This is a genomic window from Gardnerella sp. KA00390, from assembly GCF_049244075.1.
In the GTDB taxonomy this organism is placed as follows: domain Bacteria; phylum Actinomycetota; class Actinomycetes; order Actinomycetales; family Bifidobacteriaceae; genus Bifidobacterium; species Bifidobacterium vaginale.
The window spans coordinates 1183882-1207080 of sequence record NZ_CP058372.1; the positions used below are offsets into that span (position 1 = coordinate 1183882).

At 36.8% G+C, this 23199-nt stretch carries 21 protein-coding genes and 1 pseudogene; 2 read left to right on the plus strand and 20 right to left on the minus strand.

Annotated elements, in window-relative coordinates:
- Window positions 1-17 precede the first annotated feature (17 nt).
- The 20 genes and pseudogenes from sstT to HXT53_RS04810 form a co-directional block, all read right to left on the minus strand.
- Entirely contained in the window at window positions 18-1274 is a 1257-nt protein-coding gene (sstT, locus tag HXT53_RS04715; RefSeq protein WP_004117528.1) for a serine/threonine transporter SstT, read from the minus strand.
- A gap of 209 nt (window positions 1275-1483) precedes the next feature.
- Window positions 1484-2791: an MFS transporter gene (locus tag HXT53_RS04720; RefSeq protein ID WP_004113248.1), complete on the minus strand. Its 1308-nt coding sequence runs from the start codon at window positions 2789-2791 to the stop codon at window positions 1484-1486.
- A gap of 420 nt (window positions 2792-3211) precedes the next feature.
- Complete coding sequence (locus HXT53_RS04725) at window positions 3212-4150, minus strand: ABC transporter permease (RefSeq protein ID WP_004114777.1); 939 nt, start codon at window positions 4148-4150, stop codon at window positions 3212-3214.
- Entirely contained in the window at window positions 4147-4926 is a 780-nt protein-coding gene (locus tag HXT53_RS04730; protein ID WP_004114776.1) for a hypothetical protein, read from the minus strand. Before HXT53_RS04730 ends, HXT53_RS04725 begins: the two co-directional genes overlap by 4 nt.
- Window positions 4927-4936: 10 nt before the next feature.
- Window positions 4937-6043 (minus strand): ABC transporter ATP-binding protein, encoded by a 1107-nt coding sequence (locus HXT53_RS04735; RefSeq protein WP_116437090.1) that lies wholly within the window; start codon window positions 6041-6043, stop codon window positions 4937-4939.
- A 666-nt stretch (window positions 6044-6709) separates the two neighbouring features.
- Window positions 6710-7597, minus strand: a complete 888-nt coding sequence (locus HXT53_RS04740) for a nucleoside hydrolase (RefSeq protein WP_233486067.1) — start codon at window positions 7595-7597, stop codon at window positions 6710-6712.
- A gap of 44 nt (window positions 7598-7641) precedes the next feature.
- Window positions 7642-8436, minus strand: a complete 795-nt coding sequence (locus HXT53_RS04745; RefSeq protein WP_415698037.1) for an energy-coupling factor ABC transporter ATP-binding protein — start codon at window positions 8434-8436, stop codon at window positions 7642-7644.
- Between the two features lie 2 nt (window positions 8437-8438).
- Complete coding sequence (locus HXT53_RS04750; RefSeq protein ID WP_004117513.1) at window positions 8439-9278, minus strand: energy-coupling factor ABC transporter ATP-binding protein; 840 nt, start codon at window positions 9276-9278, stop codon at window positions 8439-8441.
- Window positions 9278-10015, minus strand: a complete 738-nt coding sequence (locus HXT53_RS04755) for an energy-coupling factor transporter transmembrane component T (protein WP_014554492.1) — start codon at window positions 10013-10015, stop codon at window positions 9278-9280. Before HXT53_RS04755 ends, HXT53_RS04750 begins: the two co-directional genes overlap by 1 nt.
- On the minus strand, window positions 10008-10619 hold the full coding sequence (locus HXT53_RS04760; RefSeq protein ID WP_032842046.1) for an ECF transporter S component: 612 nt from the start codon (window positions 10617-10619) through the stop codon (window positions 10008-10010). The genes HXT53_RS04755 and HXT53_RS04760 overlap by 8 nt, the downstream gene beginning before the upstream one ends.
- Window positions 10620-11210: 591 nt before the next feature.
- Window positions 11211-11909: a Crp/Fnr family transcriptional regulator gene (locus tag HXT53_RS04765; RefSeq protein ID WP_020761119.1), complete on the minus strand. Its 699-nt coding sequence runs from the start codon at window positions 11907-11909 to the stop codon at window positions 11211-11213.
- A gap of 1042 nt (window positions 11910-12951) precedes the next feature.
- Window positions 12952-13527, minus strand: coding sequence for a hypothetical protein (locus HXT53_RS04770; protein WP_004113262.1), 576 nt, complete (start codon window positions 13525-13527; stop codon window positions 12952-12954).
- Between the two features lie 296 nt (window positions 13528-13823).
- Window positions 13824-14177 (minus strand): DUF1016 N-terminal domain-containing protein, encoded by a 354-nt coding sequence (locus tag HXT53_RS04775; RefSeq protein WP_004113264.1) that lies wholly within the window; start codon window positions 14175-14177, stop codon window positions 13824-13826.
- Between the two features lie 338 nt (window positions 14178-14515).
- Window positions 14516-15724 (minus strand): ATP-binding protein, encoded by a 1209-nt coding sequence (locus HXT53_RS04780; RefSeq protein ID WP_013399688.1) that lies wholly within the window; start codon window positions 15722-15724, stop codon window positions 14516-14518.
- Window positions 15725-16079: 355 nt separating this feature from the next.
- A pseudogene (locus HXT53_RS04785) lies at window positions 16080-16354 on the minus strand (type II toxin-antitoxin system RelB/DinJ family antitoxin).
- 43 nt (window positions 16355-16397) lie between these two features.
- Window positions 16398-17756 carry an ABC transporter permease gene (locus tag HXT53_RS04790; protein WP_421780051.1) on the minus strand — a complete coding sequence of 453 codons (1359 nt, stop codon included), beginning with the start codon at window positions 17754-17756 and terminating at the stop codon, window positions 16398-16400.
- The gene (locus HXT53_RS04795) at window positions 17660-19267 is read right to left on the minus strand and encodes an ATP-binding cassette domain-containing protein (protein ID WP_014554489.1); all 1608 of its coding nucleotides are present in this window, start codon (window positions 19265-19267) and stop codon (window positions 17660-17662) included. The genes HXT53_RS04790 and HXT53_RS04795 overlap by 97 nt, the downstream gene beginning before the upstream one ends.
- A gap of 100 nt (window positions 19268-19367) precedes the next feature.
- Complete coding sequence (locus tag HXT53_RS04800) at window positions 19368-19802, minus strand: hypothetical protein (protein ID WP_004113272.1); 435 nt, start codon at window positions 19800-19802, stop codon at window positions 19368-19370.
- A gap of 672 nt (window positions 19803-20474) precedes the next feature.
- Window positions 20475-21434 carry a hypothetical protein gene (locus tag HXT53_RS04805; RefSeq protein WP_029600600.1) on the minus strand — a complete coding sequence of 320 codons (960 nt, stop codon included), beginning with the start codon at window positions 21432-21434 and terminating at the stop codon, window positions 20475-20477.
- Window positions 21435-21563: 129 nt separating this feature from the next.
- A complete protein-coding gene (locus tag HXT53_RS04810; RefSeq protein WP_101887612.1) occupies window positions 21564-22070 on the minus strand; it encodes a GNAT family N-acetyltransferase in 507 nt (168 codons plus the stop codon).
- 360 nt (window positions 22071-22430) lie between these two features.
- On the opposite strand from HXT53_RS04810, the gene HXT53_RS04815 reads away from it, so the two are divergent.
- Both HXT53_RS04815 and HXT53_RS04820 read left to right on the plus strand, forming a co-directional pair.
- Complete coding sequence (locus HXT53_RS04815; RefSeq protein WP_009994780.1) at window positions 22431-22736, plus strand: type II toxin-antitoxin system RelB/DinJ family antitoxin; 306 nt, start codon at window positions 22431-22433, stop codon at window positions 22734-22736.
- Window positions 22733-23065 (plus strand): type II toxin-antitoxin system RelE/ParE family toxin, encoded by a 333-nt coding sequence (locus HXT53_RS04820; RefSeq protein ID WP_004113282.1) that lies wholly within the window; start codon window positions 22733-22735, stop codon window positions 23063-23065. Before HXT53_RS04815 ends, HXT53_RS04820 begins: the two co-directional genes overlap by 4 nt.
- Window positions 23066-23199: the final 134 nt, after the last annotated feature.

A 23199-nucleotide genomic window follows, 5' to 3' on the forward strand; every position in this document is an offset into this window, starting at 1 on the left:
TACAACAGCTAAAACAGCTACTTTTTAAGTTGTACTGGCTCGTGATCCTTGCCCATCTTAAACTTAAGACCTGCACGCTGCCACATGCGATATTCACCAACTGCCGTAAAGAGAACATCTGTGGAAGAGTTAAGCGCAGTTTCGCACGAATCTTGAATCACGCCAATAATAAGACCAATAGCAACTACTTGCATAGCAATATCGTTTGAAATACCAAACGATGAGCACGCAAGAGGTATAAGCAAAAGCGAACCACCAGCAACACCAGACGCGCCTGCAGCGCTAACTGCAGAAAGCACAGACAAAATCACAGCTGTTGGAATATCAACGTAAATCCCAAGAGTGTGAGCAGCACACAAAGCCATAATCGAAATCGTTATAGCAGCACCACTCATATTAATGGTTGATCCAAGCGATATAGAAACTGAGTAATTGTCTTTGTTAAAACCGAGTTTTTCGCACAAATTCATGTTTACAGGGATATTTGCAGCAGAAGAACGCATAAAGAACGCTGTAACTCCCGAATCGCGCAACGTTCGCAATACAAGAGGATACGGATTCTTGCCAGTGAGAGCAAAAACCAAAATTGGATTAACAATCAAAGCAACAACAGCCATAGTGCATACTAATAAAGCAATAACGGAACCGTATTCACTAAAAATACGAAGACCATTGCTTGCCACTGTTGTATAAACAAGACCCATAATGCCAAAAGGCGCTGCGTTAATAATCCAGTGAACAATTTTTCCAATAGCAGACGAAACGTTGTCAAAGAATGCTTTAGTGGAAGGCTCAGCCAAACGAAGCGCTACACCGAAGGCAATTGCCCAGAATAAAATACCAATAAAGTTTCCCTTAGCAAGAGCGTCTACAGGGTTTACCACAATATTTAACACAAGAGAATTAAGAACTTCACCGATTCCTTGAGGAGATGGTGAAGATGCTGCTTCAACATGCGCAAAAGTGAAGTCAACAGGGAAAATCATAGCTGCACATACAGCTATAAGGCTTGCAGTGAAAGTAGAAATCGCATACAACACGATTACAAGCTTCATGTTTCCAACACTTTTTGCTTTTGCAAGCGCTCCAATCACAAGGCAAAATACCAAGATAGGCGCAACGGATTTAAGTGCGCTCACAAACAGCTTTCCAATAAGATCTAACACGTAAACGTGAGCTGGCACAAAAAGACCAAGTGCAGCGCCAAGAAAAAGACCAATGACAATACGCAGAATAAGGTCAATGTTATTCCACTTTTGAATAATCTTGTGCATGAGAGTCTCCTGTAATTTAGTTTGTGCAGAATATTTTATACTCTTTTATTTGTATTCATACTCGCAAGATCTTCTATTTTTACATATTATACACACGCATGCATATATATGCAAATCGTTAAGTTCTAGCAATTTAACAATGCCTTTTGCTTAGAAGATAACACTTATTAATCACATATAAACTTCATATATTCTGCAGCGCAAATCATCTAATCTGCATAACTCGTATTGGGTAATTGAGGCAAAACAACAAGCAATCCTGCTGTGAAAATCAGCGCGAGTATAGGCAAAAGCTGCCATTGGAACGCCGATGAGAATGCAAATCCAATCCAAGAACCAGTAGTAGCACCAATCGCAAACGCGAGGCGCGCCCAACCAGAAAACTTAGCGAGAGCACTCCCCTTAAACAGAATCTGACGCGCAACAATAATCGGCTCTACTAGTAGCATTCCGCCAATCGCTTCAAGTAAGAATGCAAAGCACATCATTGGCAAAAGATTAATAAACATAAGACAATAAGCAAGCAAGCTCACAGCAATACCTAAAATCGCCACTTTTCTTAAACCGAGCTTTTGAGACGAATGCGCATACAAAACGGATGCGAGCACGCTTCCTACACCAGTGAAAATATACAGTATTGTTAAAGATTTAGAGCCATATTGCTTACCTAGACCAAGAAGAATATAGGAAACAGAGCATGCAGGAATAAAAGCAACCAAAAGAGATCCAGCAAGAAGCATGATTTTACTCTTTAGTAATGGATTCGCAGATTTATTAGATGCAGATTTGGAATCAACGTCATTTTCTTGATTTTCTTTCGATTCTTTCGACGCTTCCTCTACATCTTGCGGTGTTTCTTCTACTTCATTAGACGCTTGCGCTTTTTCCTCTATTTCGCAAGACGCTTGCGCAATGTCTTGTTTCATAATAAATCGCGTAGCACAAGCCGCAAAAGAAGTGACGGACGAGAAAATCAAAACCGCAGGAATCGACCAGCTTGCAATCCAAGATCCAAGCGGAGAGCCGAGCAAGGTTCCTGTAATACTTGCCAAAATACTAACAATGCCGCTGTAGTTGACAATCATACCGTCATCGCCACCTGCAGCATCAACCTCGAAAACTTCGCTAGCAATGTCAATCACTTGACCTGTAATCAACAATGCGCAAGAAAGAGCTACAAGCGACCACTTCCACGCAGGAGATCCAAGCATAAGAAGCGGTAGTAAACTGAGCACGCCTTCTACGCCTTCAGTCATAGCAAGAGCGCGAAAACCGCCAAGCTTATCAACTATCCAACCAGAGCATGGCGAAAGAAAATCGGCAACCGTCATAAAAGTCTTACGAAAACCAATCACCCAAGCCGGCAAGCCCACAATAATAATAGAAGGCAAAACCGAGCCTTCATACGCTTGGTTACCGAGCATAGAAAAACAGAAGCCAACCAGCGCCCATCGCAATGCTGGGCTAATAGATCTCATACGAATAAAAATATTATTCTTGCTAAATATTGACTTCACAGCAACCAACTCTCCTCTAAAACTCTTTCAAAATCGCAAATCATAATGCAAGTTTACGCAAACTTACAGGCAAACTTACACAACTACTCACAAATCGCTATCAAACTTAAATAATTCACTACAAATTACACAAATCCAATAGCTTATTTAGTAAATTTGATATCACTATACTCTTGTTTAAAAAAAGCAAAAATTGCGTTATTATCGCACATGAGTATTTCTACACTTTTTTTGAGTGCACACTATGGATAGTGGGTGCACTTTTTAACGATAGAAAAAGGTAATCGTTAAAAAGTTTAAGATTAGCTTGGTAGCTTGCTGAACAATCTTACGCAATAATCAACATGCCACTAGCATTACACCCACTCCACACCAGCGAATCTAATCCTTATATAATTAACTAAATCCCATATTTATCAGCTAAAACCCTATATTGGTTAAAGTACCTTTACGCTGTTGAACCGCCACACCAACATTCCATATGATCACACCAACAATTGCCCATAACATGCCAACAACAAGAATCACAAGTAGCGATACGCCAACATTTACAGAACCATCAACTATACTACGCGATACTTGAGTAACATGAGTTACTGGAATCACATATAACACGTATTGCATCATCTTAGGAAATACGCTAATCGGAGCAATCACACCACAAACAATAGGAAGTATTGCACTAAGCGCGTTAGAAATAGTATAAACATCATTCATCATCATGCTTATAGCAGCTATAGCAATACCAAATCCCGTAGAAGCAACAGGAACAATAAGGAACAACAGCATCAACGCACTCATATTAATCATCAAGAAAGCACTTGGGCTTACTACAAGCATTGTTATAAACAAAGTCACAGCATCACTCACTAAAGAAATAGTCAAGAGCGCAATAATACGACCTAACCATAATGGTAATGCAACTTTTGCGCTTGTAAGCACGAATGGTGTTGTGCCTTCAAAACGATCCCATGCTAGTGCTTCTGACACAGTCATACTTGTGGAAATAGAACACGCTCCCATCACAGCAGCAAGAGTTGAAGCAATCAAACTATGATTAAAACCCGCGCTAATTGCAGCACTAGCTGTTCCATTGAATCCTCCACTTACAGCTCCAGCTAGAAAAACGTATAAGAACGTGGATAAAAGAGGCTCAATAATCATACGAATAACAGCAGTATTCCAACTATTTAAGCTAGGTATACTCTGTATACTCACTCTTGCACCAGTTCGTATACTAGATAACACGCTCACGTGACCATACTGAGAATATTGATTATATTGATGCAATCTAGCGCACTTACTATTTTGAATAATTTTATTTCGCATAGTTTCAACCTGATTATTATTTCGTATCATATTATGTTTAAACTCCCATTAAGCGTTGCAAGTCGAATAGCATGACGTAACATAAAACCTGCAATAACAAGCAAAACGCTGGATAATACAACACATAACACAATTGCTAACACAGTAGTAGCATTAAACGATTGCGCATGAGCCACCCACACTGCCGACGTAAGCGGATGAATAAATGCAATAATGCGAGCAGGCAATGGCATTGATTCTACAGGGATTACTATTCCACAAAGCATCCATACAGGAATTAAAATCAAACCTTCATAAACTGTAGCTTTACGGCATAATACAAAAATTCCAGATAATAATGCAGCAGAAGCTACGCAAGCGAGCATAGAAAGTAAGTATCCAACTAGCTGCGTGAATGTTATCATAAAGAACCCATGGCATAAAACAGCAACGGTAATAATCGCAAGCGGCATACCAATGCACCCAAGTAAAGCTGCGGATCCTACAATAGGAAGAAACACTGCAGAAGGTGATATAACACTTAAAGTTAAATATTGTAATGTTCCTAAATAACGCTGGTATCCAATAATTCCAACAGCAGTAGTTGTAGCAGACCATAATCCAGCGATAGAAGAATCAACCCAAATATTATTAAGACAATTAGCGCAATCATGAGAAAAACCATAGTATGCAACAATTTTCATCAACGCAAAACATACTGGAGCAAGTATCGCATTTTGCAAGAAAAACGTTGTTTTCGCTAAACTTTTAAGCTGAAACCACATGCCACGAATCACAGAAGCGTATGAATGAGTAGAAGTATTCATATTAAGCCTCCTACTTACTCAATGAAAGTGAAGAAGACGAAGAAGACGGCGTAGCAGCAGAAGAAGCAGAAGTATTTGACGCAGAAATATTATCATTTTGCACAATAGCAAGATACGTTTCTTCCAAACTTGCAGCGCGATCACCTAAACGCGTAATCCCATCAACAGGAATTTTAATATTTCGTTCTTGAGATAATGTTTTACTCCACGCGATAGTAATATTTAATACTCCGTGTGATTCAAAAACATCACACCACAACACTCCATCAAGTTTTTGCAATTCTTCCTTAATACTAGGAGTCCCACTTGATGCTTCACCGTCATACGCGTACATTGTTACATGATCAATATGCTGCAAAGAAGCCAACTGCTGAACACTTCCCTGAGCGATAATATTACCGTGATTTATTACAGCAACAGTATCAGCTAATTTTTCAGCCTCACTCATCTCATGCGTAGTTAGCAAAATCGCTATTCCTTGATCTCGTAAAGCATGAATAATTTCACGTACTTTCCTAGCATTTTCAGGATCCAAACCAGTGGTAGGCTCATCTAAAAGCATAAGATCCGTTCTAGCGACCAGCGATCGAGCAATATGTAACCGCTGCCACATTCCCCTTGAAAAAGTTTGAACAGCATCATGAGCTTTATCAAGTAAATCGACTTGCTCAAGAGCATCGTGAATACGCTTTCCTTGCTCCCTATATGGAACAGCGGAAAGATCAGCAAAATAACGAAGATTATCTAATGCACTTAACCTTTGATAAAATCCTCGCTCACCTCCAAGAAGTAACGACACGTGCTTACGCGCTTCTCGAGGATTACTCACAGCATCAATATTGGCAATACGAACACTACCACTATCAGGAGCTAACAACGTACCAACAATTTTTACGGTAGTTGTTTTACCTGCACCATTAGGGCCAAGCAAGCAAAATATTTCACCAGAATGAATATCAAAAGATACGTTATGTAAAACTTGGCGAGTTGTTTTCTTACGACCGAATCCACGAGAATAAGATCTTGTTATATTATCAATACGCAATATTAAGTTGCTAGTTGACTGCTTATTATTGTTATCGCGACTATTAGTTGCGTTTTCTATATTATTATTCATTATTATTGCTTCGTTCTTACTCGTTATTAAAGCTTAATTCTTACTATTATTGAATAAATTTCAACAATGGAAATTAATTAGATAAAAAAGATAACGCTTGCTTACAAGAACGATAAGAACACGCACCAACATGCAAAAAACATGCAAAAAACCAACGCGCATGTGCAAACATAATGACAAACATCATATGCAATGCGTGTTTAATACTGCTAAAGAATATGTATCTTAAGCTGTTTTATGTGCTTTTATATGCCTTTCAAACCGTTCTTAAGATTAGCGATCATTTGGGCAGTCATAGCGCAACACCTCATAAACTTAAATGTGCTTTACGTGGAAAATTATACGAGCATTACGTCAAAAACTCAAATATAAGCACGCTTAAAACTCTAAAAGAGCTATTGCTGAGTAACAATTATCACATTAACACATAGAAAATAACATTTATACTCTATTGAAGCATCTTACTTTGCAATTTTTAATATTCATCAAAATCAATCACCTTATCAAATACATCACAATTAGTTTGCGAGCGCAACGCAACATCCAATTCAAGTAGTTATGAAGCAGAATGCAAAGGTAAAGCCGATAGGAAACGCTAAGTCTATATCTTTATTTGGTCCATTGCTATATAACTTCTATATTTCAGCAATATGAATTACATCATCTTTACACTTCTTTATCTAACTTTTCCAATCCTTCAACTAGAGTCTCTACAAATTTTTTCCTGTCTACTTGTTTGAGCACAAACACATTATCTTTGTGCTTCGGAACTTTCCTCAGATCAGCCAATGTCTGTCCTCTTGAAATCCCATTATCAGTAACAATATCTACATAATAATTTTTCCCTGAAAAAATATCTGGTTTAATTAGATATTCCACAGCACAAAGATCATGAATAGGACTGTCTACAAATCCAAACTGCTTACCACTTTCGTTATAAAAACTCAAAAGTTCATAAGCTAGATGACTGACTTTCCCTTTATCTTTTAACGTTTTAATCTCATTCAGAGTAATCGCAGCATTCTCTGTGACGTCAAGACCCGCCATGATAACCGATATTCCTGAATGAAATACTATATGAGCAGCTTCTGGATCCACGTATATATTAAATTCTGCCAACTCCGTGCAGTTTCCATGGCTAATGCCACCGCCCATCATGCTGATGCACTCTATTTTTTCTTTCACTTCAGGATGTACTTTTAAAAGAAGCGCAAGATTTGTCAACGGCGCAAGCGCAACTAGCGTGGTTTTCTCTTTGGACTCCATAATTTTATGGTACATATATTCTACTGCATTTTCTGATACAACAGGATAATCAGTTCCATTAAAATACGATCCATCCATCCCACTGTCACCATGTGCCTCTGGCGCTGTATTTAATGGCTTCACCAGGGGCTTATCCTGTCCTTTCGCGAGAGGAATATCCGAATGCACAAATTCCAAAATATTTTTTGCATTTGTTGTAACTTTTTCTATTGTCTGATTTCCTCCAACTGTAGAAATTCCCAAAATCTTTAATTTTTCAGGATTCGCGATAGCTGTAAGAATTGCCATGGCATCATCGTGCCCAGGATCACAATCAATCCATATTTGTCTCATTATTTTGCCACCCCAATCATATCGTCTATTGTTAATACACCCTTGTATCCAAGAAGATTAGCGAACTGGCAGATATATGGCTGTTTTAGATTACTAGATTTTAACAATTCCTCATCCCAGAAAATCTCTTTTGGACTTACATCCCTTCTTTTCTGTTTGTTTGCCATTACAATAACTCTATTGAATTCTTTCACTACGAATTCCATATCATGCGTGATGGTTATAACAATTTTATTCTTTGAGATAAGCCAATTTATGATTTCGCCAAGTCTTTCTGTAGAACCCCTGTCCTGCCCCGCTGTTGGCTCATCCAAAATCACAACATCAGTATCCATGGCTACAATTGCAGCAATCGTAATAAATTTTCGCTTTGAATACGATAGATTGTACGGATGTTCTTCCAATACATTCTCTACTCCACAAAGCTTTGCAGCCTCTTCTACTCTTTTATTAACATCTTCCTTTGCTATTCCTCTTTTTGATAATCCAAAAGCAATTTCTTTGTAGATACTATCCTGGAAAATCTGATCATCTGGATTTTGAAATACATAACCCACATTTTTAGCAATTTGCGCTGCTGTACGATTCGCTGTGCTTGTACCATTTACCAGAACTTCGCCTTTTGTTGGGCGCAATAATCCATTCATTAATTTTACTGTTGTTGTCTTGCCAGCGCCATTCTGTCCAATAATTGCTACTTTTTCTCCCTTTTCAAACTTCATACTGACGTTTTCAACTGCAGTATACCCATTTGAATATTGGAATGATACATTTTTAAGTTCTAAATATGCCATTGTCACTGTACCTCCTTCATAATCTTTTCAACTGCTTTTTTGACCGTAAGTGGAATTTCATTCCCTTTTACACTTCCCTTTTTCAGAAAATAAAGCACAATCTGAGGGAGCTGACCGCCATACTCTAATACTTTTGGATCTGTCAAAACATCTTTCGACTCTCCATGCATCACAAGCTCTCCGTTATGCATCAAAAGGATAGAATCACAGTACTCTGCTATAAGATCAATCTTATGCTCGATCAAAATGATAGTTTTGCCCTGTTTCTTTAAAATATTTACGATTTCAAATATATCTTCCGTACTCTTCGGATCGAGCTGTGAAGTTGGTTCATCCATGATAACAACTTCTGGATCTAATGCAATCATGGACGCCAGAGCAACTCTTTGCTTCTGTCCACCTGATAATTCATATGGATTTTTATCCACCAATTCTTCCAGATGGAAAATTTTTACCAGTTCATCTACTCTCTCTATCATCCGCTCCCTTGGGATTCCGATATTTTCCATACCATATGCAATTTCTTCATATACGTTGTCTTTTACACCTGAAATCTGCACAAATGGATTCTGAAAAGAATAACCTACGATAGAAGCGAGTTCACCCGAACCATAAGTATCAATTTTACGACCATTGATTAAAATTTCTCCTTCTAATTTTCCTCTATATAATTCAGGAATAAAACCGCGGATAATGTTACATAACGTTGTTTTTCCGGATTCATTTTCCCCTATAAGCCCGTACACTTTACCCTGCTCGAAACAGTACGTAAAATTACGAACCACTTGCTTTTCTTCCAAAGGATATCGGTAACTTACATTTTTTAAAACAATCTCTGCCATTACATCAACCTCCATACGACATATCCGATAAACAAAATCACGCTTAATACTTCCAGCACAATGTCTAATGCTGTTTTATTAAGAACGTAAACGGAAGTTTTCTTGCCTTTTGCTGAAAATGCTCGCGATTCTAGAGCAAGTACACGTTCTTCTGTCTGCTGAATTGACGAAAGTACCAGAGGACCAAGCATTGGGATAAATGCTTTCATCCTTGTTATCAATCCACCTTCTGTTTCAATTCCTCTTGATTTCTGCGCATCTGTGATTGTTTTTGAAATAATTGACATCTGCGGAATCAATTGGATTGTTGAAGAGATAAGAAATGTTACTTTTCTTGGAGTACCTGCATGTTCCAGAGAATAAGTGATATCTTTTACTTTCGTTGTTTCAAAAAATATCATTATCGCAGAAGCTATTGCTGCAATTTTCGATGTCATAGACAAACTTGTTGCAAGTCCTATCTGAGAAAAGTGAATAAATCCCCAGATTGGTATCTGATCATCATTAGCAACAATAAATACTTGCATAACAAATATGAACAAAATAATAATAAAAATAGATTTAAAAAATGCACTTAAGAACTGTTTCGTTGTTCCCGCCATAAGACTAATAATCAAAAATACAGGGAGCAATGCGTACTGTAATGCATATCCTGGTGTAAAAATACTAATAATCACGACCAAAAGTGTAATCATAAATTTTGTGGTTGGGTATAATTTACCAATTCTGCTATCCATTGATTTTTGCCCCTTTCTTTTTAATATATTGAAGTCCATAGTTTAATTTGACTAAAAAGCGGTCTGGAATTCTTCGCACAACAATCCATGCAACCGCAAAGTTTACAATTGTATTAATTGTTCCTGAGATTACATTTGTTGTTAATACAGAATTCCAAAGAGCCTGTCCTGATGCAACGAATGCAGCTGTAAGAAGATCTGTTCCAGCTCCAGTAACTCCACCAAACATGAACACCGTGACTACAGCAGCAGATACAGATGACACTACATTTAGAAGAACACAACCGAATACAATCCCAAGAATGTTACTGTATAATTTCCATCTGGAAAGGAATCCAGATACAAGTCCGATCAGCATTGATACTATTGCATAGCCAAAAGCTGTAGGATAGATCATTCCGTTTACTGCATTTCCAAGTAATCCTGTTACCATTCCAACCCATGGACCCATGAGCATGGATACCAGAATTGTTCCAATTTGGTCAATAAAAATCGGAAGTTTCAATATTTGAGACATCTGATAGCCTACTACGTTAATTGATACACCCACTGGTATCAATACAAGTGCTATCAATGAAAAATCATATTTTAATCCTCTTTTCACTTCTTTTCCTTTCTGCCCGTTTATATAGTTCGTTATATTCCTAAATGGACTCTTATGTTTCCCGCCTGAATACATTTATGGAAAATTCCCATGATTCAAATTTTCAACGCTTACACAATCTATTCTTCATTCTTCATGATTTCCGAGAAAAATATCCTGTAAGCCTACATCCCACTGATGTGGTGAAAATGCTTAGCACATAAAACTACATTGTCAGTGCTTCTTTACAGCTTTTACACACATTGATGCAACTACACTAAAACCCAGCACAATTGCAAGATTCGCACCTTCGCTATCGCAATGATACAACAAGAATCACAGTGAATATATCTACAGGTCTTACATAATGATCCATCTGATACACATAATCAATATTTATAGAACCAAAAACAAGTCCTTTTATCTTGCATTGCTCACATTTTAACCTCCTTGTTCATGTCGCTTATTTTTCATTTATTGTATATACTTTCTATTTCCTTCTAAAGGTCATATGTCCTTTCATAAAATTAACAACAACTTATACAAAAACAGCAGGAATTGCATTACAAAATCCCTGCTGTCATACCAATTATGAATAAATTGTTTTAGTGATTACGAATAAATATTTGTTTGTAGTTCTTTATATTGATGTTTGCTAATAATGATTTTTTTCTGTACATTTTTTAGTTCACCAGTCTCTTTCAATTTCTGTAAATTGCGCCCAACTGTCCTGATACTCATTCCGATTCCATTTGCAATGTCCTTATATTCCGCTTCTATCAGTAACTCACCACTTGCATTCTTCATATTCTGATGACTTTCGTAATATGTAATCAAAAAGAATCTCACTCGATCCAATCCAGACATGTAGTACATAATCCCATCATTTCCCGAACGTTTATATAAATCGTCTGACAGAAGATTAATGCATTTCTTAAGTAATTCTTTGTCTTCCATGATTGTCTTATACACCAACGCTGCATCTATCCGTAACGCCTTCACTTTAGTTACTGTACTAAGCGTTGCAATATAACTATCTCTCCCCGCAAGAATCTCCAATAGACCAATACTACCGTTAGTACTGTTTAACTGAAAATAACTGTATGTACTTCCATTCATATACTCACGTATTCCAGCAACTATGCCATCTTGTATGAAATATATGTAATATGGTCTCTCGCCCCTAGATACAAGAATACTGTTCTTTTCATACTCTACTAAAACGCCTTTTTTTATTAGAGACTCTGGCAATGCATGCAAATTAAAATCTCCGTCTGATCTATATTTCTCCCATAACTTTTCCAGAATCATGCTTATCACCTGCGTCTAATTCCTCTATTATTTTGTTATCTTACTCACCATAGTTTCCACCAACAATTAAGAACAGATTATCTTTATTGCAAATGTTTTAACAATCAAGATTCCAAGTATGAAATGATCTATGTGCACATCATGCTATCAAATCCGCATACTAAATCTTACTTTATTTATTATCCTTTTGCCTTTGTTAATTAACTTGCAGACATTACGCGATACATTGTTTTTGCAGGCGCTTATTGTTGAAGAAAACTTGACTAACGCTCAAAATTTTGCGTTCGTGATTGCACGATTATTCTGCCATACTCTACGTTATCTTTTAGCGCGTATCACATTATTATATATGTTTTGATGCATTTAATCACATAATTATACGCTATGTTAATCCTAGTATGACAATCGTTACCATACATGCAACCAGAATCCCAACCGTATTAACACAATCCCAACCGTATTAATATCAGAAAGCCTCACTCCGCGAAAAATATCACGAAGTGAGGCAATCAGTCACAAGCAAAACCAGACTAAAAGTCCAGTCTTAACATGCTACTACTTGTTGCAATGACGCGAAACACCACGACGCTTACCAGCGAAAAGTGTTACACAAACAGCAGCCAAAACAGCAGCAAACAATGGATTCTTCGTTACGTTGGCATAAGCATCGCAGGCAGAACGGTAACACTCAAGGTCATAGATACAACACACAAAACAGCACTAGACACTGCTAACACACGATGCTTCATATTTTTCTTCATATCCCTCACCTCGTGATACGCAATAGTCGTTAATTCACGTAAAATGACACATATCCCTTATTTTGCGCACTGACGAAGTTCTACCGTGAACCACACTATTTGCGTTCGCTATACCTTTCATAGTGTACTCCTATAACACTAATCAGTAAATATCCATAAACTATGCGCGAATTTGTTTGACATTACCAATTGATATGTGGGTTATAGGTCCAAAAGTGCGTAAAGCTAGGATGATTAATATTTTTGGTTTATACTCCAAGACAATTAGAAACAGAGAGTTGTTAATTTTTTTGTTCAATAATTTTATCGGTAAATGCCTTTAAAAATTCTTTAGAATTGCTCCAGCCTGCACCATTGTTTAATCCCGAGAAATCAAACCCAGATATTTCATCTAAAGCTTTACTACAAACCCATTCATACATTCCAGCCTCTTTGCTTTTATATATTATTAGGAACAATGGTTTCATTGCTTTTTTACCTAATAATATGACACTAATATATTGTTTAGAATACATTACATCGTTATACCATTGTCCTGTCAGCCAATAGAATTTATCTTTGCGCCCCTTTTCACCAATCTCATCGCATAGATTTTGTAATTGTTTAGCCACATACGTGAGAACCTTTTCATCTATGTTTTTTATTAGCAAAGTTTCATCAACACCATTTTTACTTATCTCTTTCCAGTCAACATCTTCATTATTTTCTGAATTTCCTTCATTTCTTGCAGACTTTTGATTTTCTGTTTTTACTTCTCTATTATTATTGCTAAAACTATTCTGATTCTTACAACCTGAAATAAGTGGTATAAGACAAACTACCATAGTCAAAAAAGCATAATGCTTGATATACTTCATTATTTATACCTCCTCTACAACTTAATCTCTACCTAATTGCAACTACGATTCTCATGTTCAATCTTCACTCTGTTATTCGCTATCATCTGCCCAATATTCATTCATCTCGTAGTACAAGTCATCTTTGAGTTTAATAAAACTGACGGGATGTAAATTATGGACAAAGAATGCATATATTCAGTTTACAAAATAATTGTAGCTAAAAATCATCCGATAATCTACAGGATTTTATTTCCATACATAAACAGATGCGTAGGCAAAGTGAATGCACCTTTTAGCAATAGAAGCGAGCAACGTTAAAAGGTTTGCCATTTATTAACAAATCCCAAATGCTTCAAATTCTCTAGAATTGACTTCTGAAATTCTCTTTCATTACCAAGCTCGGGAGCATGGATAAATTCTAAAACATAACTGTCCATAAACAAATTATGCGTCTCTTGTTTTACCCTTTGTATAGCAGGCAAATTATTACTATTTGAAAGCATATAACGCTCATAATAGCCACTGTCCATCTGCCTTACCAACTCTCGGTGAGTTAGATTCTCGTTAATAGCTAAGTTAATGTAGAATTCTCTTTCTTCTTTACTCTTAGATCCAGATATTATTTTCAAATGATTAGACCAGCTCAATTGTGTCAACAACGTTGACACTTTTTCATCATCCTTATCACAGCACTCATCGCTTATAAGTGAAATTTAATGATAAAATCGATAATTTATAAGTTATAACTGATAAAATAGCAAAATCGTATCTAAAATCTCAAGAAGTAAGCTTAAAGCCACAGCACGCTAAACCTTTTAACATTTAGTCCCTACAACCACATTTTTAACCAAAGCCAATCGTCGTACTAATATCCCGCCAAACGTCGGAATAAAAATCCGCCAATTCGCAAGGAAAACAATGAAACATCGCGCTTACGCTTGCAGACTAAACCTTTTAATAATAGCCATCGCGAAACATAATCTACATGAGAGCAAAATCAAGCAGATTACGCATTATCTTCCAGTAGAAAATCTGGTAAATATTTGTGTATAATACCTTCTTGCGAAAAATTCATTGTATCCATAGATAAAACGAATTTAGGATAATTATCCTTAACCAATCGATAAACACCAAATTCCCGGCTACGAGTCTCTTCGCTAGCCATCAAATAAGAGACTTGATAATACTCAGTTTCACCTTGTCTAGTAGCAATGAAATCGATTTCTTGATTATTAATACGACCAACTTGAACCTGAAAACCACGAGACAAAAGCTCAATATAGACAATATTTTCTAGAATACGTTCAATTGACGCAACGTTTGAGAAGCCTACTGCTTGTCTAAAACCATGATCTGTTATATAGTATTTTTCCTCAACCGTCAATAACTTTTTTCCAACACTGTCATAGCGTGGAACTTTTTTCAGAAGATACGCCGCTTGGCAAAAATTCAAGTAATTCAAAATGGTATCAACTGAAACTTTACGATTTTCGCTAACAAAATATTTACGTAAACTATTAGCCGAAAAACTTTGTCCAATATTATCTAAACAAAAAAGTAAAATGCGATTAAATACGTCAACATCTCGGATCGAATTGTATTCAAGTATATCCTTAACAACAACGGTATTATAAATGTCGTTTAAATATCTAAAACTCGGCTCCTCTTCCCCATTAAAATAATGAAGAGGAGGCATACCACCAATTTTGATATATAGCTGAAATAATTCCTGTATGCTTAAATTCAAACTTTGATACAAATTCACGAATTCGCTAAAAGTAAAAGGAAGCACCTCAAAACTTACGTAACGCCCCGCAAGCAAGGTGGCAAGCTCGCCGGACAATAATTTTGAGTTAGAACCAGTCAAATAAATATCGCAATCATAATCAACTCTAAGCGCATTTATAACACGTTCCCAGTGAGAAACTAATTGAATTTCATCAAAGAAAAAATATATTTTACCTTCGATTTGTTGACTACGTTCCGTAATTAATCTCTGCAGATCAAAATCATTTTTCACAGATAAGTATTGAGCTGATTCTAAATTGATATAAATAATACGACTTTGAGGAACGTCTACAAGCAATTCAGATTGAATCATTTTTAACAAAGTGGACTTTCCCACTCGTCTCATACCTGTAATCACCTTCACAATAGGCTTGTCAATAAAAGGTTTGATCTTATTAAGATATTTTTTACGTAATATATATGACATATCCTCACACCTTTCGATTACAGCTTTGCTTACAATTTCGATTATAGTCGATAAATTTATTGTTTTTTATAGTTGTTTCTATTATAATCGAAACAAATTAAAAATTCACTTTTGGGCTTTATAATTAAAAAAAAAATAAAACATCTTTATTCAAACGTCTGCAATTCGTATGCTTTTAATACACATCCCGTGACATCAAGCAAACGTTCTAAACGTGAGATTTAGGAAACTTACGAGTATAGCTACACTTTTTTCAAGTGCACACTATGGATATTGGGTGCACTTTTTAACGATAGGAAAAGCTATCGTTAAAAAGTTTAATTTTCTAAAACCAAGCTTACCCCATGGCTGCCAATCAGCGTTCAAGCTCCTCAAAACATCATCTATCGGACAACTATCACCTTGAACCGCCTGATCATAGCCTTTAGCCATCAACGCGTTAAACGTTTTCTCATCCATATCATCTTGCGCTGGAAGAGACTTCGGAATAGTAAGCGAAAACGGAATACCCTTATTAAAAATGATTTGACGATAAAACATGTCAATAGCAGTAGCCCTAGGAATTCCAATAGTTTCCAAAACCTGCTCCGCCTGCTGCTTAATATTTTCCTGTATTCTCACATTCACCATCAGTAACGTCTCAACGAACGCAACTCACAGTACTTTTGGATTCTTAATATTCATCAAAATTAATCACTTTATCAAATACATCACAATTAGTTTGCGCGTGCAACACAACTACAAGCTTGTTATTCCTCGTTTTAGCACATCTAATAGCTCGCACAATTATTTCACGTTCACTACAACCATAAGCATCAGTTACACTTTTGAACGTCTCATCCAACATAACAACAGTTCGCTGCTGAGAACCAATACACTTTGTGAGCGACGTGAAATCTGGAGCAACAATAGCACCGTTATCATCAAATAAGTAATCTTCAATCAGCATACAATTCTGAGTATTGTTATGATCAAACCAATCTCGCAACAATACTGATTTACCAGCACCACTAGCGCCAATAATAGCAACTGAAGAAATATCACTATCAGCAATAGTTTTACTAAGATTCTGATATGCTAATTCATTCCTCTTATACGCTTGCTGCTTACGCTCATAATTTTCCAAACTGAAAACTCGCTGAGCAGTCTGGGTTAAAACTCCTGAATCTTGCAAAGTTTCAATCACATTTTCCAAGCTTGACGACAGCATTACCACAAAATACAACACAGCACTAGCAGAAGCAAAATTCATTGATGATACTGTAAGCATATAAAGTATTGAAAATTCCAACACTAAAGAAAGACTTTGCATCATGCAATTTCTCACTGTGTAAATATTGATAAAACGACGCATACGCTGCCAATACTTATTTTCTGACGAAGCATAATGATACTTGCGCGAACTATCAAAAATAGCACCTTGCGGTAAGCTTCGCGTTGATAATAACGACGATAATGCTCCTAAGAACTTATCGCGATATTGTGCTTGTTTATCCGCAGCCGTATTAAGTAATCGAGAACCGGCATACCATATTAGACAAGATAACGGCACCATAATAATCATTATGTATACGTACTGCGGTACTGCAGCAATTGTCATAGCAAGAACTATTACTGTTTGAACAATAATAAAAATAACGTGTGCAATAGCACTAGGAATACTCATCTGTAAGTCAGAAAAATCATCCCCAAGTCTACCTAAAACATCACCTTTATTATCAATATTTGAATACTTATGCAAACGCATAATCAAACGATTATGCAGTTTTGTAAGTCTCACAATTGGCACAGCATATACAGGAAAATTAAGAGCAATAATACCAACTACAATAAGCAAGCTTGCAAACAATGCAGAAGACTGAAGCATATTTAAGTTGGTGTTCGTAGCAATATTCTCTACAAACATTAACTCAGCAAGAACTATGAGTACTGTTGCTATCGGCAAACAAACAATACTAGCGGAGAATAATTCGCGCACAGTTCTAATGAACTTACCACGTGATTCTGCACCTGTAGGAATTTTCGATTCCACACAATCCGCTTGCATAGTTTTACACTACAAGTATTCTGCAAATGATTTTCTTCAACCACACTATGCGTGACTTGCTTAGAGTTGTTACCATAAAACACGCAAGGAATATACTCTGGATTACGTGCAAATAAAACAATATGATGAACTTGAGAACTTAGCATAGCTTGTGAAACTGTTTCTCGAAGCTCTGGATTTAACACAGAAAACACGTCATCAAGCACCAAATATTCCACGTCTTGAGCAAACGCCATAGCCAGCACCACGCGTTGACACTCACCAACAGATAACGTTTCAGGATTATGCAAAAACCTATCCGCAACCTCACGTGACACATTAAATAAACGCAAGAAGTTTTCGTACTTCCGACGAGTATCATCGCTCGCAATATCAAACCAAGCTTCAATAAGCCCCTGCGACATAATAGGATTACAAGGCACCAATATTTTACTACTGCTAACAATGGAATCATACGCATTCAACGCCGATCCAGCTTCTTTAGACAAAAGAGCGAACTTATTATCAAACACAACAGAATCAGAAATATTAGTAGCATCCGCGAGAGTATTATTCATAGCATTTTGCTCTAATTGCACTAAATCCTTGTCCATTGGAAGAGCAAGCCGAATCACGCGATAATTCACAATATTATTCTGCATGGCGCCATACAAATATTTAATCGCAAAAAGAATTCCAACATTAAACAACGCATTTGGAAAAATAGTTACATGAACAAGAACAACACCAGCAAGCAGTAATGTCAACCCACCTTGCTCGACAATATTACTCAATAATTGAGGAAATATGCGCTTATAAAGCACTCTTTCTTCTGCTTTACGTGCATCTTCAATCGCTGTAATACCAACATTATAACGATACACTCTTGAAGCGTGAGGAAGTTTATCAATAATTTTACTGAGAAGATTACGACGTTTACCTTCTAAATCCACATAGTTCTTCCACAATACGCCAATCCAACGTATAAGGAACAAATTACCAACGCATAATAGAACTAATAGTAAAACCGCTACAATACTATTCTCGTGATATTGAACAACACAGATAGCAAAAAGAATAATAAACTGCAATATTGATAACACAAAATCAACACCATAAGCTATCTGACTTATCTGATTTGGATATGTTAATGCCGAAGACTGCAATGTTTCATCATCATTATTCTGAACAGATAAACGCACAAAACGATGGAAAGTAAGCTGACGAAACAAAGCGATAAGAAGCATTTCACAACGATCTTTAGCAATAAAACCAGATGCTTGTAAGAAGAAAGATAACGCCAACTTAAACGCAACAAACCCTTCAAGCAGCGTCGAAGCAGAATGCAACGATCCCATCGTATAAATAAGCAGCAACATTCCAGCAAGCTGTATCAAACCAGTAATAAAAACTGATAACACCTGCGGCATAAGAACTATAAAATATACTAAAGCACCTTTTGTACGTTGATGCTTCGCAACGAACGAATCATAACGAGATACAACCCTATTTAACATATACCTCCAACATACATATTCATTCCAAACCCTCTAATCTACAAGTTTCATTAACTAATTCATCATCAGGGAAACGATTCAAATCAAGTGCAAAATATCACTATTTCTTCTTATAACCTACAGCAACATTACCTGCTTTATTAAGCCCTGGTACTTTAAGAACATCAGAGCCTGGCTTGTCTTTTAAATCAAATTTCCCAACTAAAAATAAAGATTTAAGTCCCGGACCAGGTAAATTGAACGATGAGTCAACTAACTTAATACGCTTATCTCCAAGAGTGACTTTAGACAAATCATAGTGAGAATCAAGAATATCGCGCGACACAAAGAGATACAACTCATCCTTATTCATATAGTTTTCTGGTATACGAAACTCTTCCCGAGACACCGCCACCGTTTCCCAATGATACGACGCAAGCTCCGCCTTCTCTTCATCGTCAGCACATCCCGCAAGAGAAAAGAGAGTACCTATCAGCAGAAGTACAACAAGACAACTTTGAAAAATGGTTTTACCAAAAATAGTTTTACTTCTCATAACACTACTAGCCTCCTTTTCGCTAACACGACTCTGTATCAAATGATCATAAAACAGATTATTAAGCAAACAAGATCTACAATTCACTCTGATTACTGTAATAGTCTTAATAAATATATTATTTTTTTTATTAATTTGTCTAGATTATCAACGCTAATCTCTTCGTTCACTATCAAACTATACTTTTCATAAACAGCAAGGTTCACGAAACAGAAGAACCAGAAGGATCAATATCATCATGCTCGTTTAATGCTTCCAACAATATTCCCTCATAAACGAAGCAATTACCTGCAAATCTTCACCTTCATAATATTCAACAAACAACTTCTTAAACTCAGGAACCCTATTTTCTTGAATAACCAACAAGCCATTACCATGAGAAATCAAATAATGCAGGGAACTTTTTTACAATTTTTACACTGATTTGTTACCTAAAACATAAGCAACTAAATCAATAGGCATTCGAGTAAGAAACAGCCAAAACACGTTCAAAAACTACGAGAACCCAGCCTAAAGCCGCCACACGCTAAACCTTTTAACGATAGACCTCGCTAAGCCCTGCTACACAAGGGCAAAAATGCACCCACCTAATCCACACGTGACATCAATACGACACACTCCACGTACGTAGAGCCTTTTGCTCAAAGAAGAAGAAAACAGTCTTATAAAATCTTATGCAGCTACTGCGGTTCTTCTCCATGGATGATGCTTTATAACGATAACAATATCTGTAAGCACAACGCCAACGACTACGCTTACCCATACTAAGCTCGGTGTAAGCAGCCAAGCGAGAACACCAAAAATCAGCAGTCGAAGCAGCACAACAATAACCAAGAAAGGCCAACTTTTTGTTAAGCATTTCTGTTGATCAGCCTTCAATGCGCCCATCAGAACCATAACCGCAGCCGCCGCGCAAGAAAATAGCATATTGCCCAAGAACATGACGAGTAGAGTTCGCCATCCAGCAATAGTACCAAGCATCCACCATTGCAGCATCAATGCAAGCAAAAATGTGACAACATCGCATACTGCTTCCATCAGCATATTCGCAACAATTAACGAGGAGAACGTTAGAGACACACCTCTAGAAGTGTCTGTTTTACCTGCGCTCGCATGCTGTAATGCAATCATGTTTCTCGCCTCGGAGCGCTTTACGCGCTCTTCTTCAAGCATTTGAACGCCAAGCTCAACCGATTTCTTTGAAGCTTCCTGTAATTGCGCATCTGTCATACCTGGCTGCCAAGGCTTTTCAAAAACAAACAGCAACACACTAGTAATCGCTGCGCCAATAATAATGCTTAGCAGCGTAGTATTGGAAACAAGCAATAAAGCAATACCGGAAGTCACCAGCAGCCTGAGTACGAAATCGATGATTCCGATAAGCAAATCGCCAGACCTGTCATCTGGTCTGCGATGCCTATCCCACTGCAGATACGCTGTGCTTAGCAGCGAAAACACCACAACACTCAGTGCGAGTATTGCCACAGTTTCCCAACCTAGTACGCGGTGCCCTATGAACTTTTGTACAAGTAACGCAATAATAAGCGTGCAAATGCCAGCAACAGTTTCTGTAATCACATGACCCCAAAAAGCATGCTTGAAAAGCACTGGTCTTACATTCGTCTCACTCATCATCTTCTCCTAGAAAAAGCAATTACGGAATATCGTGCTATGATTGCACAGCTTCGATTGCACAAAATGTCTAAAAATTGTCCTAAGTCACGATTGAGTGGTCAGTATAGATAAAATTTAATATTTTTCCTATATATTAATCCAATACCTTCTTGTCGTAACATTTCCTCTTGATAAGCTATTTTTCACTTTGTTTTCTAAAATTCCACCATTATTTTCTATAACTTTTATAGATCCGATATTGTCATCATCACACGTAATTAAAACTTTATGCAGATTCAAAGTCTCTTTACAATATGTAAGTGCCATAGAAAGCATTTTTGTTCCATAGCCCTTCATGCATTCAGATTGTCTAACTTCGTACCCTATGTGACCACCATAGTTAATTAAAAAAGAATTTAATTCATGCCTAATATTAATTTCACCAATAAATTTTTCATTATCTATCAGCCAAAATGTAGTAGCTCTAACATAATTTTCAGGTAAATTTATACCATGTTCAATATTATAAGAACTCTCTATAATTGTCTCATAGTTTCTAAAACGTCTTTCAGCATTCGGCCTAAAAATCTCATCTTCTTCATTTGCTTCTATATAACCTTGGATATATTTACTATCTGGTCTAATTAATTTCATAAGTTCTCCTTATTCTTAATATGTGATTCTAATAAGAATACAATTCTATTAAAATTAGAATCCATAATAGTCTGTTTAGCTTTAATAGTATTACTATTAAAAAAAAAACCACACATACAAGCTTTATTAAAGAAAAATTTTTTATTTTTCAAGTGCACACTATGGATATCGGGTGCACTTTTTAACGATAGGAAAAGGCTATCGTTAAAAGGCTTAAAATTGGCTTAATAGCTTGAGTTTGAATCCGAAGATACAACAACGGAAAGCTATAATCTGAATAGTGATTAAACTTTTGCTTTCATTCGCTTGCATATGCTTGCAAGAATTTTGTAAAATAAGGTCAGAAAGGAAGCCAACACAATGACAAACACGAACGCTGTATATGCAAGAATCGATACAAATCTTAAAGAAAACGCCGAAAACATATTGAACCAACTTGGAATAACACCATCTTCAGCAATCCAAATGCTTTACAGCCAAATCGTTTTACAAAAAGGCATGCCATTTGAACTCCGCTTGCCAGTTAATACGCCTACTGCTTTAGGCAGCTTAACAAGAGATGAGTTGGATAAAGAATTACAAAAAGGCATCGACTCTATTTCAACTGGCAAACAATATAGTGCAGATGAAGTAGACCAATTCTTCGCTAAGAAATACGGCGTATGAGCACAACCTATAGCGTCATTTATTCTCCGCAAGCGTTCCTTGATCTCAGCGAATTATACGAGTATATTCGCTTCACATTACAAGTTCCAAAAACGGCGGAAAAACAAGTCAACCGCATTAAGCATGCTATACGTTCTCTTGAGACTATGCCTATGCGATATACGCTTATTAATTGGGAACCTTGGTGTTCTAAAGGAATACGCAGAGTTCCAGTCGACAACTACACTGTTTTCTACCAAGTAGACGAAAACCAAATGACTGTAACAGTTATTCGCATATTCTACTCAGGCAGAAATATAGAAAGTATTGTTAACGACACAAACAACTAATGCGCGTTTGTATTAGAAAAGTAACGAACGAAGTAGCGTAATTTCGAACGTTATAAAACACACTCACCTAATCAGCCTTTGACATCAATACTATAGTCTCAACGTGGATTTAGAGAACTCCTAGTATGGCTACA

Coding starts and splice junctions, on each gene's coding strand:
- HXT53_RS04810 (WP_101887612.1), bottom strand. CDS start 22,070: ATGAAATTAATTAGACCAGATAGTAAATATATCCAAGGTTATATAGAA.
- HXT53_RS04735 (WP_116437090.1), bottom strand. CDS start 6,043: ATGAATAATAATATAGAAAACGCAACTAATAGTCGCGATAACAATAAT.
- HXT53_RS04725 (WP_004114777.1), bottom strand. CDS start 4,150: ATGATACGAAATAATAATCAGGTTGAAACTATGCGAAATAAAATTATT.
- HXT53_RS04750 (WP_004117513.1), bottom strand. CDS start 9,278: ATGGCAGAGATTGTTTTAAAAAATGTAAGTTACCGATATCCTTTGGAA.
- HXT53_RS04770 (WP_004113262.1), bottom strand. CDS start 13,527: ATGAAGTATATCAAGCATTATGCTTTTTTGACTATGGTAGTTTGTCTT.
- HXT53_RS04730 (WP_004114776.1), bottom strand. CDS start 4,926: ATGAATACTTCTACTCATTCATACGCTTCTGTGATTCGTGGCATGTGG.
- HXT53_RS04780 (WP_013399688.1), bottom strand. CDS start 15,724: ATGTCATATATATTACGTAAAAAATATCTTAATAAGATCAAACCTTTT.
- HXT53_RS04815 (WP_009994780.1), top strand. CDS start 22,431: ATGACAAACACGAACGCTGTATATGCAAGAATCGATACAAATCTTAAA.
- HXT53_RS04800 (WP_004113272.1), bottom strand. CDS start 19,802: ATGAGAAGTAAAACTATTTTTGGTAAAACCATTTTTCAAAGTTGTCTT.
- HXT53_RS04795 (WP_014554489.1), bottom strand. CDS start 19,267: ATGTTAAATAGGGTTGTATCTCGTTATGATTCGTTCGTTGCGAAGCAT.
- sstT (WP_004117528.1), bottom strand. CDS start 1,274: ATGCACAAGATTATTCAAAAGTGGAATAACATTGACCTTATTCTGCGT.
- HXT53_RS04805 (WP_029600600.1), bottom strand. CDS start 21,434: ATGAGTGAGACGAATGTAAGACCAGTGCTTTTCAAGCATGCTTTTTGG.
- HXT53_RS04765 (WP_020761119.1), bottom strand. CDS start 11,909: ATGATTCTGGAAAAGTTATGGGAGAAATATAGATCAGACGGAGATTTT.
- HXT53_RS04820 (WP_004113282.1), top strand. CDS start 22,733: ATGAGCACAACCTATAGCGTCATTTATTCTCCGCAAGCGTTCCTTGAT.
- HXT53_RS04745 (WP_415698037.1), bottom strand. CDS start 8,436: ATGGCATATTTAGAACTTAAAAATGTATCATTCCAATATTCAAATGGG.
- HXT53_RS04740 (WP_233486067.1), bottom strand. CDS start 7,597: ATGGCAATTCTTACAGCTATCGCGAATCCTGAAAAATTAAAGATTTTG.
- HXT53_RS04755 (WP_014554492.1), bottom strand. CDS start 10,015: ATGGATAGCAGAATTGGTAAATTATACCCAACCACAAAATTTATGATT.